Source organism: Amorphoplanes friuliensis DSM 7358 (genome assembly GCF_000494755.1).
In the GTDB taxonomy this organism is placed as follows: Bacteria; Actinomycetota; Actinomycetes; order Mycobacteriales; family Micromonosporaceae; genus Actinoplanes; species Actinoplanes friuliensis.
This window is the reverse complement of the sequence record NC_022657.1, coordinates 8,591,507-8,609,678: the sequence shown is the minus strand read 5'-3', so window position 1 is coordinate 8,609,678 and position 18,172 is coordinate 8,591,507. Positions and strand designations below refer to the sequence as shown.

At 70.3% G+C, this 18,172-nt stretch carries 14 protein-coding genes; 9 read left to right on the top strand and 5 right to left on the bottom strand.

The window, feature by feature from the left end:
* Positions 1–3: 3 nt before the first annotated feature.
* Positions 4–954, bottom strand: coding sequence for a deoxyribose-phosphate aldolase (gene deoC, locus AFR_RS39685; protein WP_023562488.1), 951 nt, complete (start codon positions 952–954; stop codon positions 4–6).
* Between the two features lie 62 nt (positions 955–1,016).
* Between deoC and upp the strand changes: the two genes are divergently transcribed.
* Positions 1,017–1,649, top strand: coding sequence for a uracil phosphoribosyltransferase (gene upp / locus AFR_RS39680; protein ID WP_023562487.1), 633 nt, complete (start codon positions 1,017–1,019; stop codon positions 1,647–1,649).
* Here the strand turns inward: upp and AFR_RS39675 are convergent.
* A complete protein-coding gene (locus AFR_RS39675) occupies positions 1,646–2,128 on the bottom strand; it encodes an NUDIX hydrolase (RefSeq protein ID WP_023562486.1) in 483 nt (160 codons plus the stop codon). The two genes, upp and AFR_RS39675, sit on opposite strands and share 4 nt — an antisense overlap.
* Positions 2,129–2,214: 86 nt before the next feature.
* On the opposite strand from AFR_RS39675, the gene AFR_RS39670 reads away from it, so the two are divergent.
* From AFR_RS39670 to AFR_RS39660, 3 genes are read left to right on the top strand one after another with little or no spacing between them, the layout of a single operon-like run.
* Positions 2,215–5,712: a bifunctional glycosyltransferase/CDP-glycerol:glycerophosphate glycerophosphotransferase gene (locus AFR_RS39670; protein WP_023562485.1), complete on the top strand. Its 3,498-nt coding sequence runs from the start codon at positions 2,215–2,217 to the stop codon at positions 5,710–5,712.
* On the top strand, positions 5,709–6,680 hold the full coding sequence (locus tag AFR_RS39665; protein ID WP_023562484.1) for a GT-D fold domain-containing glycosyltransferase: 972 nt from the start codon (positions 5,709–5,711) through the stop codon (positions 6,678–6,680). The genes AFR_RS39670 and AFR_RS39665 overlap by 4 nt, the downstream gene beginning before the upstream one ends.
* A 58-nt stretch (positions 6,681–6,738) precedes the next feature.
* Positions 6,739–7,422, top strand: coding sequence for a GOLPH3/VPS74 family protein (locus tag AFR_RS39660; RefSeq protein WP_023562483.1), 684 nt, complete (start codon positions 6,739–6,741; stop codon positions 7,420–7,422).
* A 22-nt stretch (positions 7,423–7,444) separates the two neighbouring features.
* Here the strand turns inward: AFR_RS39660 and AFR_RS39655 are convergent, their stop codons facing one another.
* Both AFR_RS39655 and AFR_RS39650 read right to left on the bottom strand, forming a co-directional pair.
* A complete protein-coding gene (locus AFR_RS39655) occupies positions 7,445–9,094 on the bottom strand; it encodes a phospho-sugar mutase (protein ID WP_023562482.1) in 1,650 nt (549 codons plus the stop codon).
* A 27-nt stretch (positions 9,095–9,121) separates the two neighbouring features.
* Positions 9,122–11,110 (bottom strand): serine/threonine-protein kinase, encoded by a 1,989-nt coding sequence (locus AFR_RS39650; protein ID WP_041841485.1) that lies wholly within the window; start codon positions 11,108–11,110, stop codon positions 9,122–9,124.
* A gap of 208 nt (positions 11,111–11,318) precedes the next feature.
* Here AFR_RS39650 and AFR_RS39645 point away from each other — a divergent pair, with 208 nt between their 5' ends.
* Positions 11,319–12,890: an acyl-CoA mutase large subunit family protein gene (locus AFR_RS39645; RefSeq protein WP_023562480.1), complete on the top strand. Its 1,572-nt coding sequence runs from the start codon at positions 11,319–11,321 to the stop codon at positions 12,888–12,890.
* A 228-nt stretch (positions 12,891–13,118) separates the two neighbouring features.
* Positions 13,119–14,378: an amidohydrolase gene (locus AFR_RS39640; protein WP_041841484.1), complete on the top strand. Its 1,260-nt coding sequence runs from the start codon at positions 13,119–13,121 to the stop codon at positions 14,376–14,378.
* Positions 14,379–14,560: 182 nt separating this feature from the next.
* Here AFR_RS39640 and AFR_RS39635 read toward each other — a convergent pair whose 3' ends face one another.
* Positions 14,561–15,721, bottom strand: a complete 1,161-nt coding sequence (locus AFR_RS39635) for a DUF4349 domain-containing protein (RefSeq protein WP_084298282.1) — start codon at positions 15,719–15,721, stop codon at positions 14,561–14,563.
* 109 nt (positions 15,722–15,830) lie between these two features.
* Between AFR_RS39635 and AFR_RS39630 the strand changes: the two genes are divergently transcribed.
* The 3 genes from AFR_RS39630 to AFR_RS39620 are packed head-to-tail and all read left to right on the top strand — an operon-like array spanning position 15,831 to position 18,165.
* Positions 15,831–16,466 carry an MBL fold metallo-hydrolase gene (locus AFR_RS39630; RefSeq protein WP_023562477.1) on the top strand — a complete coding sequence of 212 codons (636 nt, stop codon included), beginning with the start codon at positions 15,831–15,833 and terminating at the stop codon, positions 16,464–16,466.
* 1 nt (position 16,467) lies between these two features.
* Positions 16,468–17,385 (top strand): hypothetical protein, encoded by a 918-nt coding sequence (locus AFR_RS39625; protein WP_023562476.1) that lies wholly within the window; start codon positions 16,468–16,470, stop codon positions 17,383–17,385.
* Positions 17,386–17,427: 42 nt separating this feature from the next.
* On the top strand, positions 17,428–18,165 hold the full coding sequence (locus AFR_RS39620) for an SCO6745 family protein (RefSeq protein ID WP_023562475.1): 738 nt from the start codon (positions 17,428–17,430) through the stop codon (positions 18,163–18,165).
* The last annotated feature ends 7 nt before the right edge of the window (positions 18,166–18,172 follow it).

The window sequence follows — 18,172 nt, the reverse complement described above, 5'->3', positions numbered from 1 at the left end:
GCCTCAGTCCAGCGTGAAGTAGTCCGGGCCGGCGTAGTGGCCGGTCGTGAGCTTGGTCCGCTGCATGAGCAGGTCGTTGAGCAGCGAGGAGGCGCCGAAGCGGAACCAGTCCGGGTCGAGCCAGTCGTCGCCGACCGTTTCGTTGATCAGCACGAGGTACTTGATGGCGTCCTTGGTGGTGCGGATGCCGCCGGCGGGCTTCACGCCGACCTGGCGGCCGGTCTGGGCCCGGAAGTCGCGCACGGCCTCGAGCATGACCAGCGTCACCGGGAGCGTCGCGGCGACGGGCACCTTGCCGGTGGACGTCTTGATGAAGTCGGCGCCGGCCAGCATGGCCAGCCAGGACGCCCGCCGGACGTTGTCGTAGGTGCCGAGCTCGCCGGTCTCCAGGATCACCTTGAGGTGGGCGGAGCCGCACGCCTCCTTGACCGCGACGATCTCGTCGTACACGTGGTCGTAACGGCCGGAGAGGAACGCGCCCCGGCTGATGACCATGTCGATCTCGTCGGCGCCGCCGGCGACGGCGTCGCGGGTGTCGGCCAGCTTGACGTCGAGCGGGGCCTGCCCGGAGGGGAAGGCCGTGGCGACGCTGGCGAGGTGGACGCCGGTGCCGGCCAGGACCTCGGCGGCGACCGGGACCATCGCCGGGTAGACGCAGATCGCCGCGACGCTCGGGCAGGTGGGGTCCGAGGGGTCGGGGCGGACGGCCTTGGCCGACAGCGCGCGGACCTTGCCGGGGGTGTCGGAGCCCTCCAGCGTGGTCAGGTCGACCATGCGGATGGCGAGGTCGATCGCGGCCGCCTTGGCGGTCGTCTTCACCGACCGGGTGCCGAGGGATGCCGCCCGCGCCTCGACCCCGACCTTGTCGACCCCGGGCAGTCCGTGCAGGAAAGATCGGAGGTTGAAGGCGGAACCGGACACGTCGGGCAGCCTCGACGTCGCTGTCGCAGTCATGAGAGGGATTCTACGCGGCCCTCCGGCAGTTGATCTTGGAGAACCCCGGTAGGTTGATCGGCGTGGACGTACTCGTCGTTGATCACCCGTTGGCCCAGTCCCGACTCACCGTCATGCGTGACGCCGAGACCGACTCCGGAGCCTTCCGCGCCGCCCTGCACGAGCTGACCACCATGGTCGTGTACGAGGCCGCCCGCACCTTCGCCGTCGAGCAGTTCCCGATCACGACGCCGGTCGCGCCGACCGAGGGCACCCGGCTGGCCAACCCGCCGCTGATCGTGCCGGTGCTGCGGGCCGGTCTGGGCATGTCCGACGCCGCCCTGGCCCTGTTGCCCGAGTCGTCCATGGGTTTTGTCGGCCTGGCGCGCGACGAGGCTACGTACGAGCCCCGGGCGTACATGGAATCCCTGCCCGGTGATCTGTCGGGTCTGCCGGTGCTGGTCCTCGACCCGATGCTGGCGACGGGCGGCTCGCTCGTGCACTGCTGCCAGTTGCTGGTCGACCGTGGCTGCACTGACGTCATCATCTGCTGTGTGCTCGCCGCTCCCGAGGGCATCGAGCGGCTGCGCGACTCCGGTCTGCCGCTGCGCCTGGTCACGGCCAGCATCGACGAGGGCCTGAACGAGAAGATGTACATCGTGCCGGGCCTCGGTGACGCCGGTGACCGCCAGTTCGGCGGGATGCCGCGCTTCTAGGAGAAGCTCCAGCTCTGGGCCTTGCCGTCGGCGAAGGGCATGACGCCGTGGAAGGGCCGGGGCTCGTCGGCGAAGACCAGCGGCAGGAAGTGCCGGTCGGACTCCCACATCGGCAGCTTCCCGGCGAGGACGTCGGCGATGTCCATCCAGTGCAGGCTGCCCTCGTCGTTGCCGGCCAGCGGCGTGCCGCTCCAGGCCGGTACGCGGAAGAGGAAGCCGAACCAGTTCTCGCCGTTGCGCCCGAACCCGGGCCAGGAGATCGTCCCGGCGAGTTCCACGGAGAGTGACTCCAGTCCGGACTCCTCGCGGATCTCGCGGCGCATCCCGGTGACCACGTCCTCGCCGGGTTCGAGCTTGCCGCCGAGACCGTTGTAGTAGCCGTAATGGATGTCGTCGGGGCGTGTGTCCCGCCGGATCATCAGTACCTTCCGGCGGTCCGGGGAGGTCACGTAGCCCAGTGTCGCGAGGATCGCTTGCACGGCGGTGCACCTTAATACATCGGGTGAAAGTCACTCACATAGACGGTGTCTGTGTTGCGGGTGAAGCGGAGCCCTATCCTGCTGGAATGGCGAGTTCCGTGCTGAGCATCGTGGTGCCCATCTACAACGTGGCGCCCTACCTCGACGAATGTCTCGAGTCCATCGCCATCCAGACGCGGGGTGAGCTCGAAGTCATCCTGGTCAACGACGGTTCGAAGGACGACAGCGGCGACATCGCCGAGCGGTTCGCGGCCAAGGACTCCCGCTTCAAGGTGGTGCACAAGGAGAACGCCGGTCTCGGTGCGGCCCGCAACACGGGCCTCGAGCACGTCACGGGCGACTACCTCATGTTCATGGACAGTGACGATGCCCTGCCCGCGTACACCGCGGAGCTGCTCGTCGGGATCCTCGAGAAGACCGGCTCGGACTTCTCCTGCGGCAACGTCATGCGGCTCAGCAGCAAGGGTCTGATCCAGTCCGGCATGCACCGGGACATCTTCCAGAACACCAAGCTGCGCACCCACGTCGACCAGCAGCCCGCCCTGCTCGGTGACCGGACGGCGTGGAACAAGGTCTACCGCAAGACCTTCTGGGACGCGCAGGGCCTGCGGTTCCCGGAGGGTGTGCTCTACGAGGACACCCCGGTCACCGTCCCGCTGCACGTGCTGGCCAAGAGTGTCGACGTCATCGACGTGCCGATCTACTACTGGCGGGAGCGCGAGGGTGACGACAAGTCGATCACCCAGCGTCGCGAGGAGCTCAAGGCCTTCACCGACCGCCTGGAGAACTGCTGGCAGGTCAGCCGGCTGCTCGGCGAGTCCGGCCACCACGCGACCAAGCGCCTGTACGACGAGACGGTGCTGACCGGCGACCTGAACCTCTTCGTCAAGGTGCTGCCGATCGTCGACGACGAGTACAGGCGCGTCTTCATGGAGCGCACCAACGACTACCTCGACACGATCGACCCGGAGGCGATCCTCGAGCTGCCGGCGAACCAGCGGGTGCTCTGGACGCTGATCCGCAACCGGATGCTGCGCGAGGTCCTCGAGCTCGTCCCGGTCATGCGGAAGCAGCGGCGGATCGCCCGCAAGGGCCTGCGCCGCTACCACGACATGGACCTGTACCACGAGAAGCTGCCGCAGCTCCCGCCCGAGCTGTTCGCCGCCGGTACGCCGCGCCCCCGCACCAAGGTGCACGACGTCTCCTGGCGCGACGGCAAGCTGCACATCCGCGGGCACGCGTTCATCCCCGGGCAGTCCTCGCCGCGGCCGTGGAGCACCTCGCGGCTGATCTGGCTCAAGGAGGGTTCGGGCCGGCGGACCAAGCGCACCCCGCTGATCACGCGGCGCTGCATCGACGCGACCGCGGACCACGGTTCGCCCCAGAACACCTACGACTGGTCCGGCTTCGACGCCGTCATCGACCCGCAGTCCCTGCGTACCCCCGAGGGGACCTGGAAGAACGGGACCTGGACCGTGGTGACCGGCGTGGTCGGTCTGGGCCGGATGAGCAAGGGCTCGCTGGAGATGGGGCAGCCCGCCAACCCGGTCAAGCTGACCGGCCTGGACGTCGGCGACGACGTCCGGATCACACCGTTCGTCAAGCAGGGCCGGCTGCGTGTCCGCGTCGAGCGAGTGCCGGCGCGCCTGACCGGCGGCCGTCTCAACGGTGATCACCTCGAGGTCGAGGGCCGGCTCCACAGCGACGCCCTGGTCACCAGCGTGACGCTGTCGCGGATCGACGGTCTGACCTGGCGGCGGTACCCGGTCGAGCTCGACGGGGAGAAGTTCCGCTTCCGGATCCCGGTCGGCGACGTGCAGCGCGAGGGGCTGACCTATCAGCCGCTGCGGATCGCCGAGCCCACCGACCGGTTCCGGATCGAGCTGGCCGTCGGCACCAAGCGCAGCGGTGTGGTCGCCTGCGGCATCGCCGACGACTTCAGGTGGGACCCGATCGATCTCGGTGCGCTGAGCGTTCACGTGCACGCCGCGCTCTCCGGTGAGGCCCAGCTGGTCGCCATGCCGACCGGCCCGGTGCTGACCGGGGTGAGCACGGCCGACCGCAAGTTCCGGTTCACCGGCCGCGTCCCTGGTCAGGTGGGCCAGTTCAAGTTGGTGCTGCGGCCGTTCAACGCCCGCGAGACCTGGAGCTTCCCGGCCGAGGTGGCCGCCGACGGCACCTGGTCGGTCGAGGTCGACCCGATCGCGGTGCCCAACTTCGACGCCCACGTCCGCATCCGTACGGGCATGTGGAACGTCCTGTACCGCGACGGCAACGGCCCGGTGCAGCCGCTGCCCGCGGTCGCCGAGGCCATGGCCTCCCTGCCGTTGCCGCTGGCCGGTGACTCGCCGCGGGTCTCGCTCGAGTGGCTGACCGACGAGCGGGTCGTGCTGCGGGTCCGCAGCGCGCTCACCGACGAGGAGCGTGGCCGCGCCAACCAGTCCCGCCTGCGCGAGAAGGAGTATCCGTCGCTGCGCGAGCAGCCGTTGCGCGACGTCGTGCTCTACAACAGCTTCACCGGCCGGCAGTACTCCGACAGCCCGCGGGCCGTCCACGAGGAGCTGGTCGCGCGCGGTGCCAAGCTCGAGCACCAGTGGGTCACGACCGACGGTCAGGCGCCGTTGCCGCACACGGCCGACCCCGTCGCGCTGTGGAGCCGCCGCTGGTACGAGTCCCTGGCGACCTCGCGGTACATCGTCACCAACCAGCACCTGCCGGAGTGGTTCAAGCGCCGCCCGGGCCAGATCGTCGTGCAGACGTGGCACGGCACGCCGCTGAAGAGGATCGGCTTCGACATCGCGGACGTGCAGTTCACCGACCGCCGCTACCTGGAGAAGCTGGAGCTGGAGGCGCCGAACTGGAGCTTCCTGGTCTCGCCGAACACCTTCAGCACGCCGATCCTGCGCCGCGCCTTCAAGTACGACGGCGAGCTCATGGAGATCGGTTACCCCCGGAACGACCTGCTGTTCAAGGACCGGGCCGAGATCAAGGAGCGGGTCCGCAAGGCGGCCGGCATCCCCGAGGGCAAGAAGCTCGTCGTGTACGCCCCCACCTGGCGCGACGACGAGTACAGCGGCGGCAGCTATCAGATCTCCATGAAGATCGATATCCTGGACGCGGCGGAGAAGCTCGGTGACGACCACGCGCTGCTCGTGCGCCGCCACCCGAACGTCGTCGACGAGATCCCGGGCAACGGCGACGGCTTCGTCTACGACATGTCGACCTACCCCGACATGGCGGATCTGCTGGCAGCGGCGGACATCCTGATCACCGACTACTCCTCGGTGATGTTCGACTTCGCCAACACCGGCCGCCCGATGCTGTTCTTCACGTACGACCTCGCGCACTACCGCGACGAACTTCGCGGGTTCTACTTCGACTTCGAGCAGGAGGCCCCGGGCCCGCTGCTGTCGACGTCGGAGGAGGTGGTGGCGGCGATCAGGGACATCGACGCCATTGCCGCCCGCTACACCGACCGCTACCGGGCTTTCGCCGCCAAGGGCTGCGACCTGGACGACGGCGCCGCCACCGGGCGCCTGATCGACGGCATGCTGGCCGCCGGAAAGCAGGGAAAGACGCGATGAGCGAACCGACGAAGGCGACGTTCTTCCACAAGGTCCGCCGCCGGATCGCCGGGAACCCGACTCCTGACGCGCGCCTGCTGAAGGCCCTCAAGGAGCAGTCGACCGAGGCGAAGAAGCAGGCCGCCGAGGTCCGCAAGCACGAGCAGTCGACGACCAAACTGCTCACGGACATCCGCTGGGAGATGCGCGAGCAGCGCAAGTACCTCGAGGGTTTCCGGGCGCTGGCGGCCCGGGACACCTTCGCCGAGATCCGCGAGTTCACCGACGCGTGCCAGCTCAACTTCGAGGACACCGTCCGCAAGGTCGCGCAGGAGCGGATCAGCCTGGCCCGTTTCGGCGACGGCGAGCTCAAGACGATGCTGCGGCCGGAGTTCAACCTGCGCTTCCAGCCCTGGTCGGCCGGGCTCGCCGGTGACCTGCGGCAGGTGCTGCGGATGGACGGGTACGACCGCGACAAGCTGATGGTCGCCTTCCCGTACACGTTCCGCAACGTCCACTGGACCGGCGTCTGGCTGGACATCTGGCCCGAGGTGAAGCCGCTGCTGGACACCTCGCTCACCTGGGGGATGGCGCACGTCTCCCGCCCGCAGTACTTCCACCACCTCGGCCGCCAGGGTGTGCAGCTGTGGCGTGACGTGTGGGACGCCAAGGAGATCGTCATCGTCACCGGTGAGGGCTCCCGCTTCGTTCTCGAGCCGGCTCTCTTCGACAACGCCAAGTCGGTCGAGTTCGTCTATTCGACGGCCGTCAACGCGTACGCCGACCTGCCGCGGCTGATGCCCCTGCTGGAGTCCCAGGACCCGGAGAAGCTGTTCCTGATCGCGCTCGGCCCCACCGGCACCCTGCTGGCGGCCAAACTGGCGCAGGCCGGGCGCTGGGCGATCGACATCGGGCACATCAGCGAGAGCTACGCCAACGTGTTCGAGGGCGGCAAATGGCCCGAGGACATGGGCGTCCTCAAGAAGTAGCCGATAATCGGGACGGCTGGTCGTTGCTCAGGTGACACCGGCCACTATCGTTTTCGCCATGACCTCCATCGCGCTCGCTGAGGAACTCCTCCTCCTCGCGTACGACGACCAGACCGGCAAGGCGACCGGTTCCCGCATCGGGCTCGACCTCGGCATGTCCGCGGCCGTGCTGGTGGACCTCGCGCTGGCCGGCCGGATCGCCTACGTGAACGGGAACCTGGTCGTCAACGACCCCACACCGATCGGTGACCCCATCGCCGACCTGGTGCTCGCCAAGGCCGCGGCGGACGAGCCGCACACCCCGGCGCAGTGGGTCCAGCGTCTGCGGCACAACCTGCGCAACCGGGTCCTGCAGGACCTGATCGCCCGGGGCGTCGTGCGCGACGTGGACGAGACCCAGATGGGTCACATCCACGTGCACCGTTATCCGACGGCCGACCCGGCCTACGAGGCCGAGATCCGCAAGCGGCTGGCCGAGGCGCTGATCACCGATGCGCCGCCGGACGAGCGGACGGCCGCGCTGGCCACCCTGCTCGTCGCGACCCGGATGGAGCCGGCCCTGCGCCTGCCCCCGGAGGAGGCGGCGCGCGCCCACGACCGGCTCGAGCAGATCGCCAACGGCGCCGGCTTCTCCGGCACCGTGAACATCGAGGACTCGATCGTGCGCCCGAGTGTCGCCCTGGTGGTGGCCACCCTGGGCCGGGCGATCCAGGCCGCCCTGGGGGCCCCGAAGACCCTGTGACGGCCCCCGGGGCAGCCTCGGGTCAGTCCAGGCCGAGCGCGGTGGCGATCTCCGGGCGCAGGCCGCGGGTCAGCGCCGCCTCCGCGCGGAGCCGGGCCGCGGCCAGGTCACCCTGGGCGACCGGTTCGACCACTTCCAGGTACGCCTTGAGTTTCGGCTCGGTCCCCGACGGGCGGATCACCACGCGGGCCCGGGAGGTGCGCAGGGTCAGCACGTCGGCATCGGGCAGCCGGTCCTCGACACCGGTGACCTCGTCGCCCAGCAGGGTGGCGGGCGGGCCGGTGCGCACCAGGGCCATCGCGCGGGAGATCTCGGTCAGGTCCTCGACCCGCACCGAGAGCTGCCCGGTGCGGTGGACGCCGAACTCCAGGTCCAGGTCGTCGAGACGGTCGGCGAGCGACTTGCCCTCGGCCTTGAGCGCTGCCGCCATCTCCGCCACCATCAGCGCGGCCGTGATGCCGTCCTTGTCGCGGACCAGGTCGGGGGCGACGCAGTAACCGAGCGCCTCCTCGTACCCGTACGCGAGCTTCTCGGCGCCGCGGACGATCCACTTGAAGCCGGTCAGGGTCTCCGCGTACGGGACGTCGCGGGCGGTGCAGAGCGCGCGCAGCAGGGTGGACGAGACGATCGTGGTCGCGTACGTGCCGGAGACGCCGCGGCGGATCAGGTGGTCGGCGAGCAGGATGCCCAGCTCGTCACCGGTGAGTGGCCGCCAGGTGCCGGGCTCGTCGCCGGGCAGGGCCACGGCACAGCGGTCGGCGTCGGGGTCGTTGGCGATGGCCAGGTCCGCGTCGACACGTGAGGCCAGGTCGAGCAGGAGGTCCATCGCGCCCGGCTCCTCCGGGTTGGGGAACGCGACGGTCGGGAACTCCGGGTCCGGTTCGGCCTGCTCGGCCACCACGGCGGGCTCCGCGAATCCCGCCCGGGCGAAGGCCGCGGCGAGCACCTTGCCACCGACACCGTGCAGGGGCGTGTACGCCACCCTCAGGTCGCGCGGGCCGGCCGGGACGACGGCTGCGGCACTGTCCACGTACCCCTGGAGGATCTTGTCGTCGAGGACCGTGCCGGGAGCACCCAGCGGGACCTCGGTGACCGCGCCTACCGCCTGGATGGCGGCCTCGATGCCCGCGTCGGCGGGCGGGACGATCTGGGCGCCGGCGCCGCCGGGCCCGCCGAGCTGCGCGCCCAGGTAGACCTTGTAACCGTTGTCCTGGGGCGGGTTGTGGCTCGCGGTGACCATGACCCCGGCGACCGCGTCGAGGGCCCGCACCGCGTAGGCGAGCACCGGCGTCGGGAGCGGCCCGGGCAGCAGCAACGCCTCGCGCCCGGCCGCTGTGGCGACGCGGGCGGTCTGCCGTGCGAACTCCTGCGAGCCGTGCCGGGCGTCGTACCCGATGACCAGCGGTCCCTGGCCGCCCTGCGCCGCCAGCCAGCCGATCAGACCGGCTGCCGCGCGGGTGACGACGGAGAGGTTCATGCCGTTCGGCCCGGCACGCAACCGGCCTCGCAGACCGGCTGTCCCGAAGGTCAGCGGTCCGGCGAAGCGGTCGGCGAGCTCACCGGCGCTCTCCGGGAGCCGCGCGAGCAGCTCCCGGATCTCGTCACGCGCGGCCGGGTCGGGATCGTCGGCGAGCCAGGTCTCGGCCAGCCTGCGAAGGTCATCGGTTGCCATGCTCTGTGGATAGCACGGCCGGGCGGGTCAGCTCGCCTTGAGGGCGAAGGTCTTGGCCATCTCGTCGAAGTACTGCTTGCTGTCGGCGAACTGCGACTCGGTGGTCGTGAGGTAGAACGAATACATCTTGCCGCCGCTGGTGGTCTGCCGCCAGATGCCGTGACGCATGCTGTCGCCCTCACCGCAGGTGTACTCGAACTGAGCGGCCGGCAGGCCCGAGATCTCCTCGTCGGTCGCGCCGAGGTGCTTGAACGGCTTCGGGCAGGCCTTCGACTTCTTGAGTGTGCCCGGCGCCGTGGTCTCGACGAACTTCTTCGGCGCGATCGAGCCGGGCTCGATCAGCACGCGGACCTTGGTCGACTTGTCCTCCGGGTCGATGTAGTCGACCCAGTTGCCCGTCGCGGCGCGGGTCCAGCCCTTCGGCACCTTCACCGTGACGGCCTTGTCGCCCTTGTAGTCCTGCGTCGGGAAGGACGCCGGCACCACCTGGTCACCGGCCGTGGGCTGGTTGGGCGGCGTGCCGGGGTCGTCGTCGCCACCGGTCAGTGAGATCACCAGCACCAGCAGGACGATCACCGCGAGGGCGCCGCCACCGGCGATGAGCTGGGTGTTGCGCGGCCAGCCCTTGACCGTGGTGACGGCCTGCTCGGTGGTCCGGCGGACCGTCGTGACGGTCTTGTCGATCATCGCCCGGCGCTTCGCGGAGGGACTGGTCACGACCGTGCCGGGCAGCGGGTCGCGGGCGGCCCGGGCGCCGTCCCACTGCCGCCGCGGCGGCAGCACGCTGGTCTCGTCGCTCTCCGAGGAGCCCGACGGCGGGATGACGCTGGTGCGGTCGTTGGAAAGCGGAGGCGGGGGCGGGTAGGCGCCGGTCGGCGCACTGGCGGCCGCGGCCTCCGGGGCACGCCGGCGGCCACCACCGGAAGCCGGCGGCGAAACCGGTGCGGTGGCGTCCTCGTCCTTGAGCTTGGCCAGCCGCCCGGTGAGCGACTCACCGGGGGCGAGCATGGCCCGGCCGCCGATCTGGCCGCTGGGCTTCGGCTGCTGCGGAGGCGGGATGGGCTGCGTCTCGGCCGCCGGCGGCCGCTGCGACGGAACCACCGAGTAGGGGTCCGTCATCATGTGCGGCGGCGCCTTGCTGGCCAGTGGGCCTGCCAGCTGCTGGCGGAGCATCGTGCGCGCGGTCGGCACGTCGAACCGCCGGGCGGGGTCCTTCTCGAGCAGGCCCATCAGGACCGGGGTCAGCGAGCCCGCCCGGACCGCGGGGGTCGGCGGGTCCTCGACCACGGCGTGCATGGTCTCGATGGGGTCGCCCTTGTCGAACGGCGGGCGGCCCTCGATCGCGGTGTAGAGCGTGACGCCGAGCGAGAACAGGTCGCTGGGCGGGCCGAAGTCGCTGCCCATCGCCCGCTCGGGCGAGATGAAGTGCGGCGAGCCCAGCACCATGCCCGGCGTGGTGAGCTGCACGTCGGTGGGCATCCGGGCCACACCGAAGTCGGTCAGCACGCAGCGGCCGTCGGTGCAGATCAGGACGTTGGCCGGCTTCACGTCACGGTGCAGCACGCCGTGCGCGTGCGCCACCTCGAGCGCGCCGAGCAGCGCGATGCCGATCTTGGCGACGACGCGCGGGGCGATGGGCCCGTCCTCGATGACCATGTCGGCGAGACTGCGGGCCTCGAGCAGCTCCATGACGATCCACGGGCGGCCGTTCTCGTGCACCACGTCGTAGACCTGGACAACGGCCGGATGCTGCAGGGCGGCCGCGGCGCGGGCTTCGCGCATCGTCCGCTCGTACATCGAGTCGCGGTCGCTGGGGGCCAGGCCGGGCGGGAGGATGACCTCCTTGATGGCCACGTCACGGCGCAGCAGCGTGTCCGCCGCACGCCAGACTGTGCCCATGCCACCGTGGCCGACCGCGGCACGCAAGGTGTACCGCCCGCCGATGAGCGTGCCCGGGGCTGCGCGTCCGCTGGTCGGAGCAGAGTTGCCGCCGCTCCACGTCGGAATCTGAGTCACGTGAGATGCCACCGAAAGGGGTGTAGGGGGCTGTCGGCCAACCCCGCTATCTTGCCCGTTCCGACCCCACTTCGGAAAGTCGCTACGGGGGTGTTCTCTCGAACTCGACCGTGGGTAGCCGTGTTGTCGCGTACGGTGGAACTTTTCGGACGGAGAGTGCAAAATCCCTCACACTCACGCCGCTTAACGCTGCTTTAGGATCGGGCTTGTGAACGCAGAATCCGGGTTCGAGATCAAGCCTGTCTACGACGGCGGCGACGTGGCACCCGGCCTCGACGAGAGGCTCGGCGAACCCGGCTCGTACCCGTACACCCGCGGCGTCTACCCGACGATGTACACCCAGCGCCCGTGGACCATGCGGCAGTACGCCGGCTTCGGCACGGCGGCCGAGTCCAACGCCCGCTACCACCAGCTGCTGGCCGCCGGGACGATGGGCCTCTCCGTCGCGTTCGACCTGCCCACGCAGATGGGCTACGACTCCGACGACCCGATCGCGCACGGCGAGGTGGGCAAGGTCGGCGTCGCCATCGACTCGATCGACGACATGCGGCAGCTCTTCGACGGGATCCCGCTCGACCGGGTCTCGACGTCGATGACGATCAACGCGCCCGGCTCGCTGCTGCTCCTGCTCTACCAGCTCGTCGCCGAGGAGCAGGGTGTCCCCGGTGCGGCGCTGACCGGCACGATCCAGAACGACATCCTCAAGGAGTACATCGCCCGGGGGACGTACATCTTCCCGCCGAAGCCGTCGTTGCGCCTGGTCGCGGACACCTTCGCGTACTGCCGGGCCGAGGTGCCGAAGTGGAACACCATCTCGATCTCGGGCTACCACATGGCCGAGGCCGGGGCCACGCCCGCGCAGGAGATCGCGTTCACCCTGGCCAACGGCATCGAGTACGTCCGCGCCGCGATCGCCGCCGGTCTGGCCGTCGACGACTTCGCACCCCGGCTCTCGTTCTTCTTCGTCGCCCGCACCACGGTGCTCGAGGAGATCGCGAAGTTTCGGGCCGCCCGGCGGATGTGGGCGCGGATCATGCGTGACGAGTTCGGCGCGAAGAACCCGAAGTCGCTCATGCTGCGGTTCCACACCCAGACCGCGGGTGTGCAGCTCACCGCCCAGCAGCCCGAGGTCAACCTGGTCCGGGTCGCGATCCAGGCGCTCGGTGCGATCGCCGGCGGCACCCAGTCACTGCACACCAACGCGTACGACGAGGCGATCGCCCTGCCGACGCAGAAGTCCGCCCGGCTCGCTCTGCGCACCCAGCAGGTGCTCGCGTACGAGAGCGGTCTGGTGGACACCGTGGACCCGTTCGCGGGCTCGTACGTCATCGAGGCCATGACCGACGAGGTCGAGGCGCACGCCACGGAGCTGATCGAGCGGGTGTTCAGTTTCGGCTCGTCGGTCGAGGCGATCGAGCAGGGCTTCCAGAAGCAGGAGATCGAGTCCTCCGCGTACCGGATCTCGCAGGAGATCGACGGCGGCGAGCGGGTCGTCGTCGGGGTCAACCGGTTCCGGGTCGACGAGGAGGAGAAGTACGAGCCGTTGCGGGTCGACCCCGCGATCGAGGCCGACCAGGCGGCCCGGCTCGCGACACTGCGGTCCACCCGCGACAGTCCCGCCGTCGAGGCGGCCCTCGCCGACCTGCGGAAAGCCGCCGAGGGCACCGAGAACGTCCTGCCGCCGATGCGCGAGGCCTTGCGCCTGCGTGCGACCGTGGGCGAGGTCTGCCACACATTGCGCGATGTCTGGGGCGTGTATCACCCCGTAGAACATTTCTGATGGGGTAGTCACCGAGTCAGGATTGAACCGCGTCACCTCCGCGATTCGTTACACGTTGTAGGAGGTGGTGATCCGATGCCGCCCGCAAAACGCTCTTATCAGGGCTTTGGTGACACAGCGCGAGTTGATCAATACGGGAATGACGTTGCACAGCGTCACCTATTGAGGTCTAAGCTGTCGCGCGTTGCGGAAACCGGCGCAAATGACGAGAGCGATAGAGAATCCGACGTGACGAGTGCATTGACCGTGCCCGACAGCTCACACCTGGGCCCCTTCCCCGGCCCGCCGCCCGGCGCTGACCCGCTGCCCGGCCAGCTCGACCGCTGGCTCACCGCCCGGGGCGCCGAGCTGGTGGCCATCCGGCGGCACATCCACGCACACCCGGAACCGTCGAACGCGGAGTTCGAGACCGCGGCGCTGGTCGCCCGGGAGCTCGCCGTGGCCGGGCTGAGCCCGCAGCTGCTGCCCAAGGGCAACGGACTGATCTGCGACATCGGCGAGGGCGACCGGGTGATCGCCTTCCGCGCGGACCTCGACGCCCTGCCGCTGCAGGACACCAAGGACGTGCCCTACCGCTCGACGGTCGAGAAGGTGGCCCACGCCTGCGGTCACGACGTGCACACCACCGTGCTGCTCGGCCTCGGCCTTGCGCTCGCCCAGCTCAACGAGCAGGGCGAACTCCCCGGCCGCGTCCGGCTGATCTTCCAGCCCGCCGAGGAGTGCGTCCCGTCCGGCGCCCCCGAGGTCATCGCGTCCGGAGCCCTCAAGGACGTCGCCGCGATCTACGCGCTGCACTGCTACCCGCAGCTGCCGGCGGGCCTGGTCGGCGTCCGCTCCGGCCCGTTCACGGCCGCGGCCGACACCATCGAGGTCAAGCTCAGCGGCCCCGGCGGGCACACCGCCCGGCCGCACCTGACCGCCGACCTCGTCCACGCCCTCGGCCGGGTCATCGTCGACGTGCCCGCGCTGCTCGACCGCCGTGTCGACCCGCGCGCCGGCGTCTCCATGGTCTGGGGAGCCGTCCACGCCGGCCAGGCGTTCAACGCCATCCCCGGCGAGGGCACGGTCCTCGGCACGGTCCGCATCCTCAACCGCGAGGCCTGGCGCGAAGCCCCCGAACTGATCACCAAGCTCATCCGGGACGTCGTCGCCGCGACCGGCGCCGAGGTCGAGGTCAAGTACAACCGCGGCGTCCCGCCGGTGATCAACGACCGCATGGCGTCGGCGGTCATCGCGGGCGCGGCCGGCGCGGCACTGGGCGCCGACCGGGTCGTCGAGGCCGAGATCAGCATGGGCGGCGAAGACTTCGCCTTCTACCTGGACAACGTCCCCGGCGCGATGATCCGCCTCGGGACGGGGACACCGGGCTCCGAGGTCAAATTCGACCTCCACCAGAGCAACTTCGACGTCGACGAGAAGTGCATCGGATATGGCGTCCGGGTGATGGTGCATACCGCGTTGGCCGCTCTGTCCACCGCAGCTTTTTAAAGGCGTTTTTTTGCCACGGTGAGCGGTGGCTCTGATCGTCGCTCCCGCGGGGACCGGGCGCGGGTGACCACTTCGCTGGCGCTCCGTTGACGGCCACCCGCACCCTGCCAGGTGCGTGAGTGGTGGCGCTTCAAGAACAAGAACCGAGCCCTGCCGCCTTGCTGAGGCGGCAGGGCTCGGTGCTATTCGGAGGCTTTCTGGTCAGGCCCGGCCGAGGGCGCCGGCGGTGGTGCCGGCGGGGCCGACTGCTGGGACGGTGGGGTCGACTGCGGCGCGGACCGGGTAGCCGGCGGGGCCGACTGCTGGGCCGGTGGGGCCGACTGTGGCGCGGACCGGGACGCTGGCGGGGCCGACTGGGGTGCGGGCTGTGGGGGGTACGGGGGGAAGCCCGGGTGTGGGGTGGCGTAGGCGGGAATGGGTGGGATCGGGCGGACCGGGCGGGTGGCGCGGTAGCGGCGGTAGGCCCAGAGGATCGCCCAGGCCGGGAGGCCGATGGCGAGCAGCCACGGCAGCAGCCAGCCGATGACCGTGAGCAGAACACCCAGGGAGGCCAGCAGACCCTTCCAGCCGTTCTCCAGACCCGAGAGGAAGCCCGGTGCGCTCTCCTCCTCCTGCGCGGCCGCGGCCTGCGGGTCGAGCAGGATCACGGTGATCGTGGACAGTGACGTCAGGTCGGCCAGGCGGCGCTTCTTGGCCTGCAACGACGCCAGGTCCGACTCGCGGGTGGCGACCTCACGTTCGAGCATCACCAGGTCGGACAGTGATTTGGCCTGGCCGAGCAGCTTGCGCCCGCTGTCGACCCGGGCCGTCTGGGTGGCGATCCGGGCGTCCAGGTCGATGGTCTGCTCGGTGACGTCCTCGGTGTTGATGCCGCGGTTCTCCTCGGTGCCGAGCTTGGCGAGCTGGTCGACCGCCGAGGAGAACTTGTCGGCCGGCACCCGCAGCTCGAGGGTGGCGTCCGAGGAGCCGGAGTTGCTGTTGCGCTTGTCGCCGCCGATGAATCCGCCCGCTGCGGTGGCGATGCCCGACGCCCTGGCCGCGGCGATGTTGACGTCGTCGACGCGTACCGTGATGGAGCCGGTGTAGATGATCGAGCGTTGGTCGACGGCCAGGTCAGGGGCCTGGGCGGCCTGGTCCTTGCCCTGTTCCGGTGCTGCTCCGGCGTTGCTGTCGGCCTCGTCCGCGCCGCCGGCCGCGGGAGCCTCGGCCGCCGGTCCGGCCCGGTCGGCGGTGCTGCCCGAGCTCGATTGGGTGTCCGAACTATCGCCGCAACCCGCGAGTGCGAGTGTCACGGCCAGTCCGGCGGCACCGAGTGCCGCCGTGATTCTTCGTCCTGCACGCATGAATCCTCCGATCCCCGTTGAGGTCTGCCCCCTGGGACGTGCGGCGCTCGTGCCCCGGTTCCGGCAGACTGCGAGGTGAGCGGTCACGATTCAGCACCGGAGGGGTCCCGTGCGCGTCACGAAGTTCACGCATTCCTGTCTGCGTCTCGAAGGCGACGGCGCCGTCCTGGTCGTCGACCCGGGCGCGTTCAGCGAAAGGTCCGCCCTGACGGGTGCGGACGCCGTCCTGATCACGCACGAGCACTTCGATCACCTGGACGTGGACGGGCTGGCCGACGCGCTCGCCCGGCATCCCGGCCTGCGGGTCTACGCCCACCCGGACGTGCTGCCCAAGCTGACGGCGTTCAGCGACGTGGTCACGGCGGTCGAGCCCGGCACCAGCTTCACCGCGGCGGGTTTTGCCGTACGGGCGTACGGCGGGGAGCACGCGATCATCCATGCGGACATCCCGCAGATCGCCAACCTGGGGTTCCTGATCTCGGACGGGACCGGCTCGGTCTACACGCCGGGTGACTCGTTCACGGTGCCCGACGAGCACGTCGAGACGCTCTTCGTGCCGCTGAACGCGCCCTGGATGAAGCTGAGCGAGGCGATCGACTTCGTCCGGGCGGTCCGGCCGGAGCGGGCCTTCGCGCTGCACGACCACCTGCTCACGGAGACCGGCGCCCAGGTCTCGGACGGGCACCTGGAACGTCTCGGCGGCACGAAGTACGCGCACGTCGCACCCGGCACGACGATCGACTGACGTGCCGGAGAGCACCGAGGAGCTGATCCGGGCCCTCTACGAGGCGCCGCCGGACGGTTTTGTCGCGGGTCGCGCCGCCGTCGTGGCCGAGGCGAAGAAGGCCGGGGACAAGGACACGGCCAAGCGGCTGGCCGCGCTGCGCAAGCCCACGGTGGCCGCCTGGCTGGTCAACCTGCTCGCGCTGCGCCGCCCCGAGCTGATCGACGAGCTGGTCGAGCTCTCCACAGCGTTGCGTTCGGCCCAGCGGGGCCTGCACGGTGATCAGTTGCGGGAGCTCTCGACGCAGCGCCGCCAGGTGGTGTCCGCGCTGGTCAACGCCGCGCAGAAGCTGGCCGTCGAGGACGATCCCGGGCTGCGGTCGGTCAAGCTGCCGATGGCCGAGGTGGAGGCGACGCTGACGGCGGCACTGGCCGAGCCGGAGATCGCCGAGCAGGTCCGCAGTGGACGTCTCGTCAAGGCCGTGAGTTACGCCGGCTTCGGTGAGGTGCCCCGGCCGCGGCTACGCCTGGTGACCGCCGAGGACACCCCGGACGAGGAAGCCGACGAGGAGAAAGAGGAGGAGCGTCCGTCCGCTCTGGACGGGCGTAAGGCCCGGGCCGCCGAAAAAGCACGCCAGGAACGCGCCGAGAAACGCCGTGAGCTCAAGCGGGAGCTGACCGCCGCCCGGGCGGCCGACACCAGGGCCCGCGCCCGCCTCGAACGGGCCGAGGAAGCCGAACGTGACGCAGCACACGCTGTGGACGAGATCGAGGAACAGCTCGCCGAACTCGAGCGGCAGCGGATCGTGGCGCAGGCGGAGGTCTCCCGGCGCAAGCTGGCGCGACGCTCCGCGGAACGTGACGCCTCGGCCGCCCGGCGTCAGGTCGGCGACGTCGAGGCGGCGATCGAAGACATCGATGCCGATGAACCGGATCATTAGCCGGTTTTCCTGAACCGTCCGGCAGGAGCAGAATCTCCATACGTGACCCCCGAACAGGCAGCCGCCAGAGCCAAGCCGGGACTCGCCAAGCTCGTCGGAGCGTTCGCCGAGTCCCCGCAGACGCTGCGCCGTGCCCGGCTGATGGGGCTGTCCGGCTGGGCCTACCACGTGTCGGCGCGGGCGGGTGCTCTCGGTGACGTCCGCCCCGAGACGGTCGCCGCGGCGATCGGCTTCATCGCGCCCGATGCCGTCACCGACGGCTGGGAGGCCGCGGCCAAGACCACCCCGCCGGTCGAGGTGGCCACCTGGCACCTGCACGAGCTGTGCCGGTGGGGTGTGGACGAGCTGGGTGGTTTCCCCCGGCTGAGCCGGCTCCTGGAGCTGTCCAAGCGGGTGGTGTCCGCCGTCGACGCGGCCGGTCTGCCGCTGTTCGCGGCCTGGCGGGCGATGCCGGTGCCGGAGACGTCACCCGGCGCGCAGGCCGCGGTCATGCTGCACCTGCTGCACGAGCACCGGCTGGGCGTGCACGTCGTCGCCGTCCGGGCCAGCGGGCTCACACCGCTGCAGGCGATCATGGCGGGCCCCGACGGCGAGACCGACGCGGTGGCCTTCGGCTGGCAGCCGCCCTACCCGTCACCGGGGCCGATAGTGCGCCGGCTGATGTGGGCCGAGTCGGTCGCCGACTCCCTCACCGGTCAGGCGTACGCCCAGCTCGACCGGGCCGAGCGCGTCGAGCTCTGCGGTCTCCTCGAGTCGCTGTCCCACCGCCTGTCCCGCTGAAACACGC

Bases quoted from the DNA above. Each gene is read 5' to 3' on its own strand.
- deoC (WP_023562488.1), bottom strand. From the start codon at position 954: ATGACTGCGACAGCGACGTCGAGGCTGCCCGACGTGTCCGGTTCCGCC.
- AFR_RS39670 (WP_023562485.1), top strand. From the start codon at position 2,215: ATGGCGAGTTCCGTGCTGAGCATCGTGGTGCCCATCTACAACGTGGCG.
- AFR_RS39660 (WP_023562483.1), top strand. From the start codon at position 6,739: ATGACCTCCATCGCGCTCGCTGAGGAACTCCTCCTCCTCGCGTACGAC.
- AFR_RS39665 (WP_023562484.1), top strand. From the start codon at position 5,709: ATGAGCGAACCGACGAAGGCGACGTTCTTCCACAAGGTCCGCCGCCGG.
- AFR_RS39655 (WP_023562482.1), bottom strand. From the start codon at position 9,094: ATGGCAACCGATGACCTTCGCAGGCTGGCCGAGACCTGGCTCGCCGAC.
- AFR_RS39635 (WP_084298282.1), bottom strand. From the start codon at position 15,721: ATGCGTGCAGGACGAAGAATCACGGCGGCACTCGGTGCCGCCGGACTG.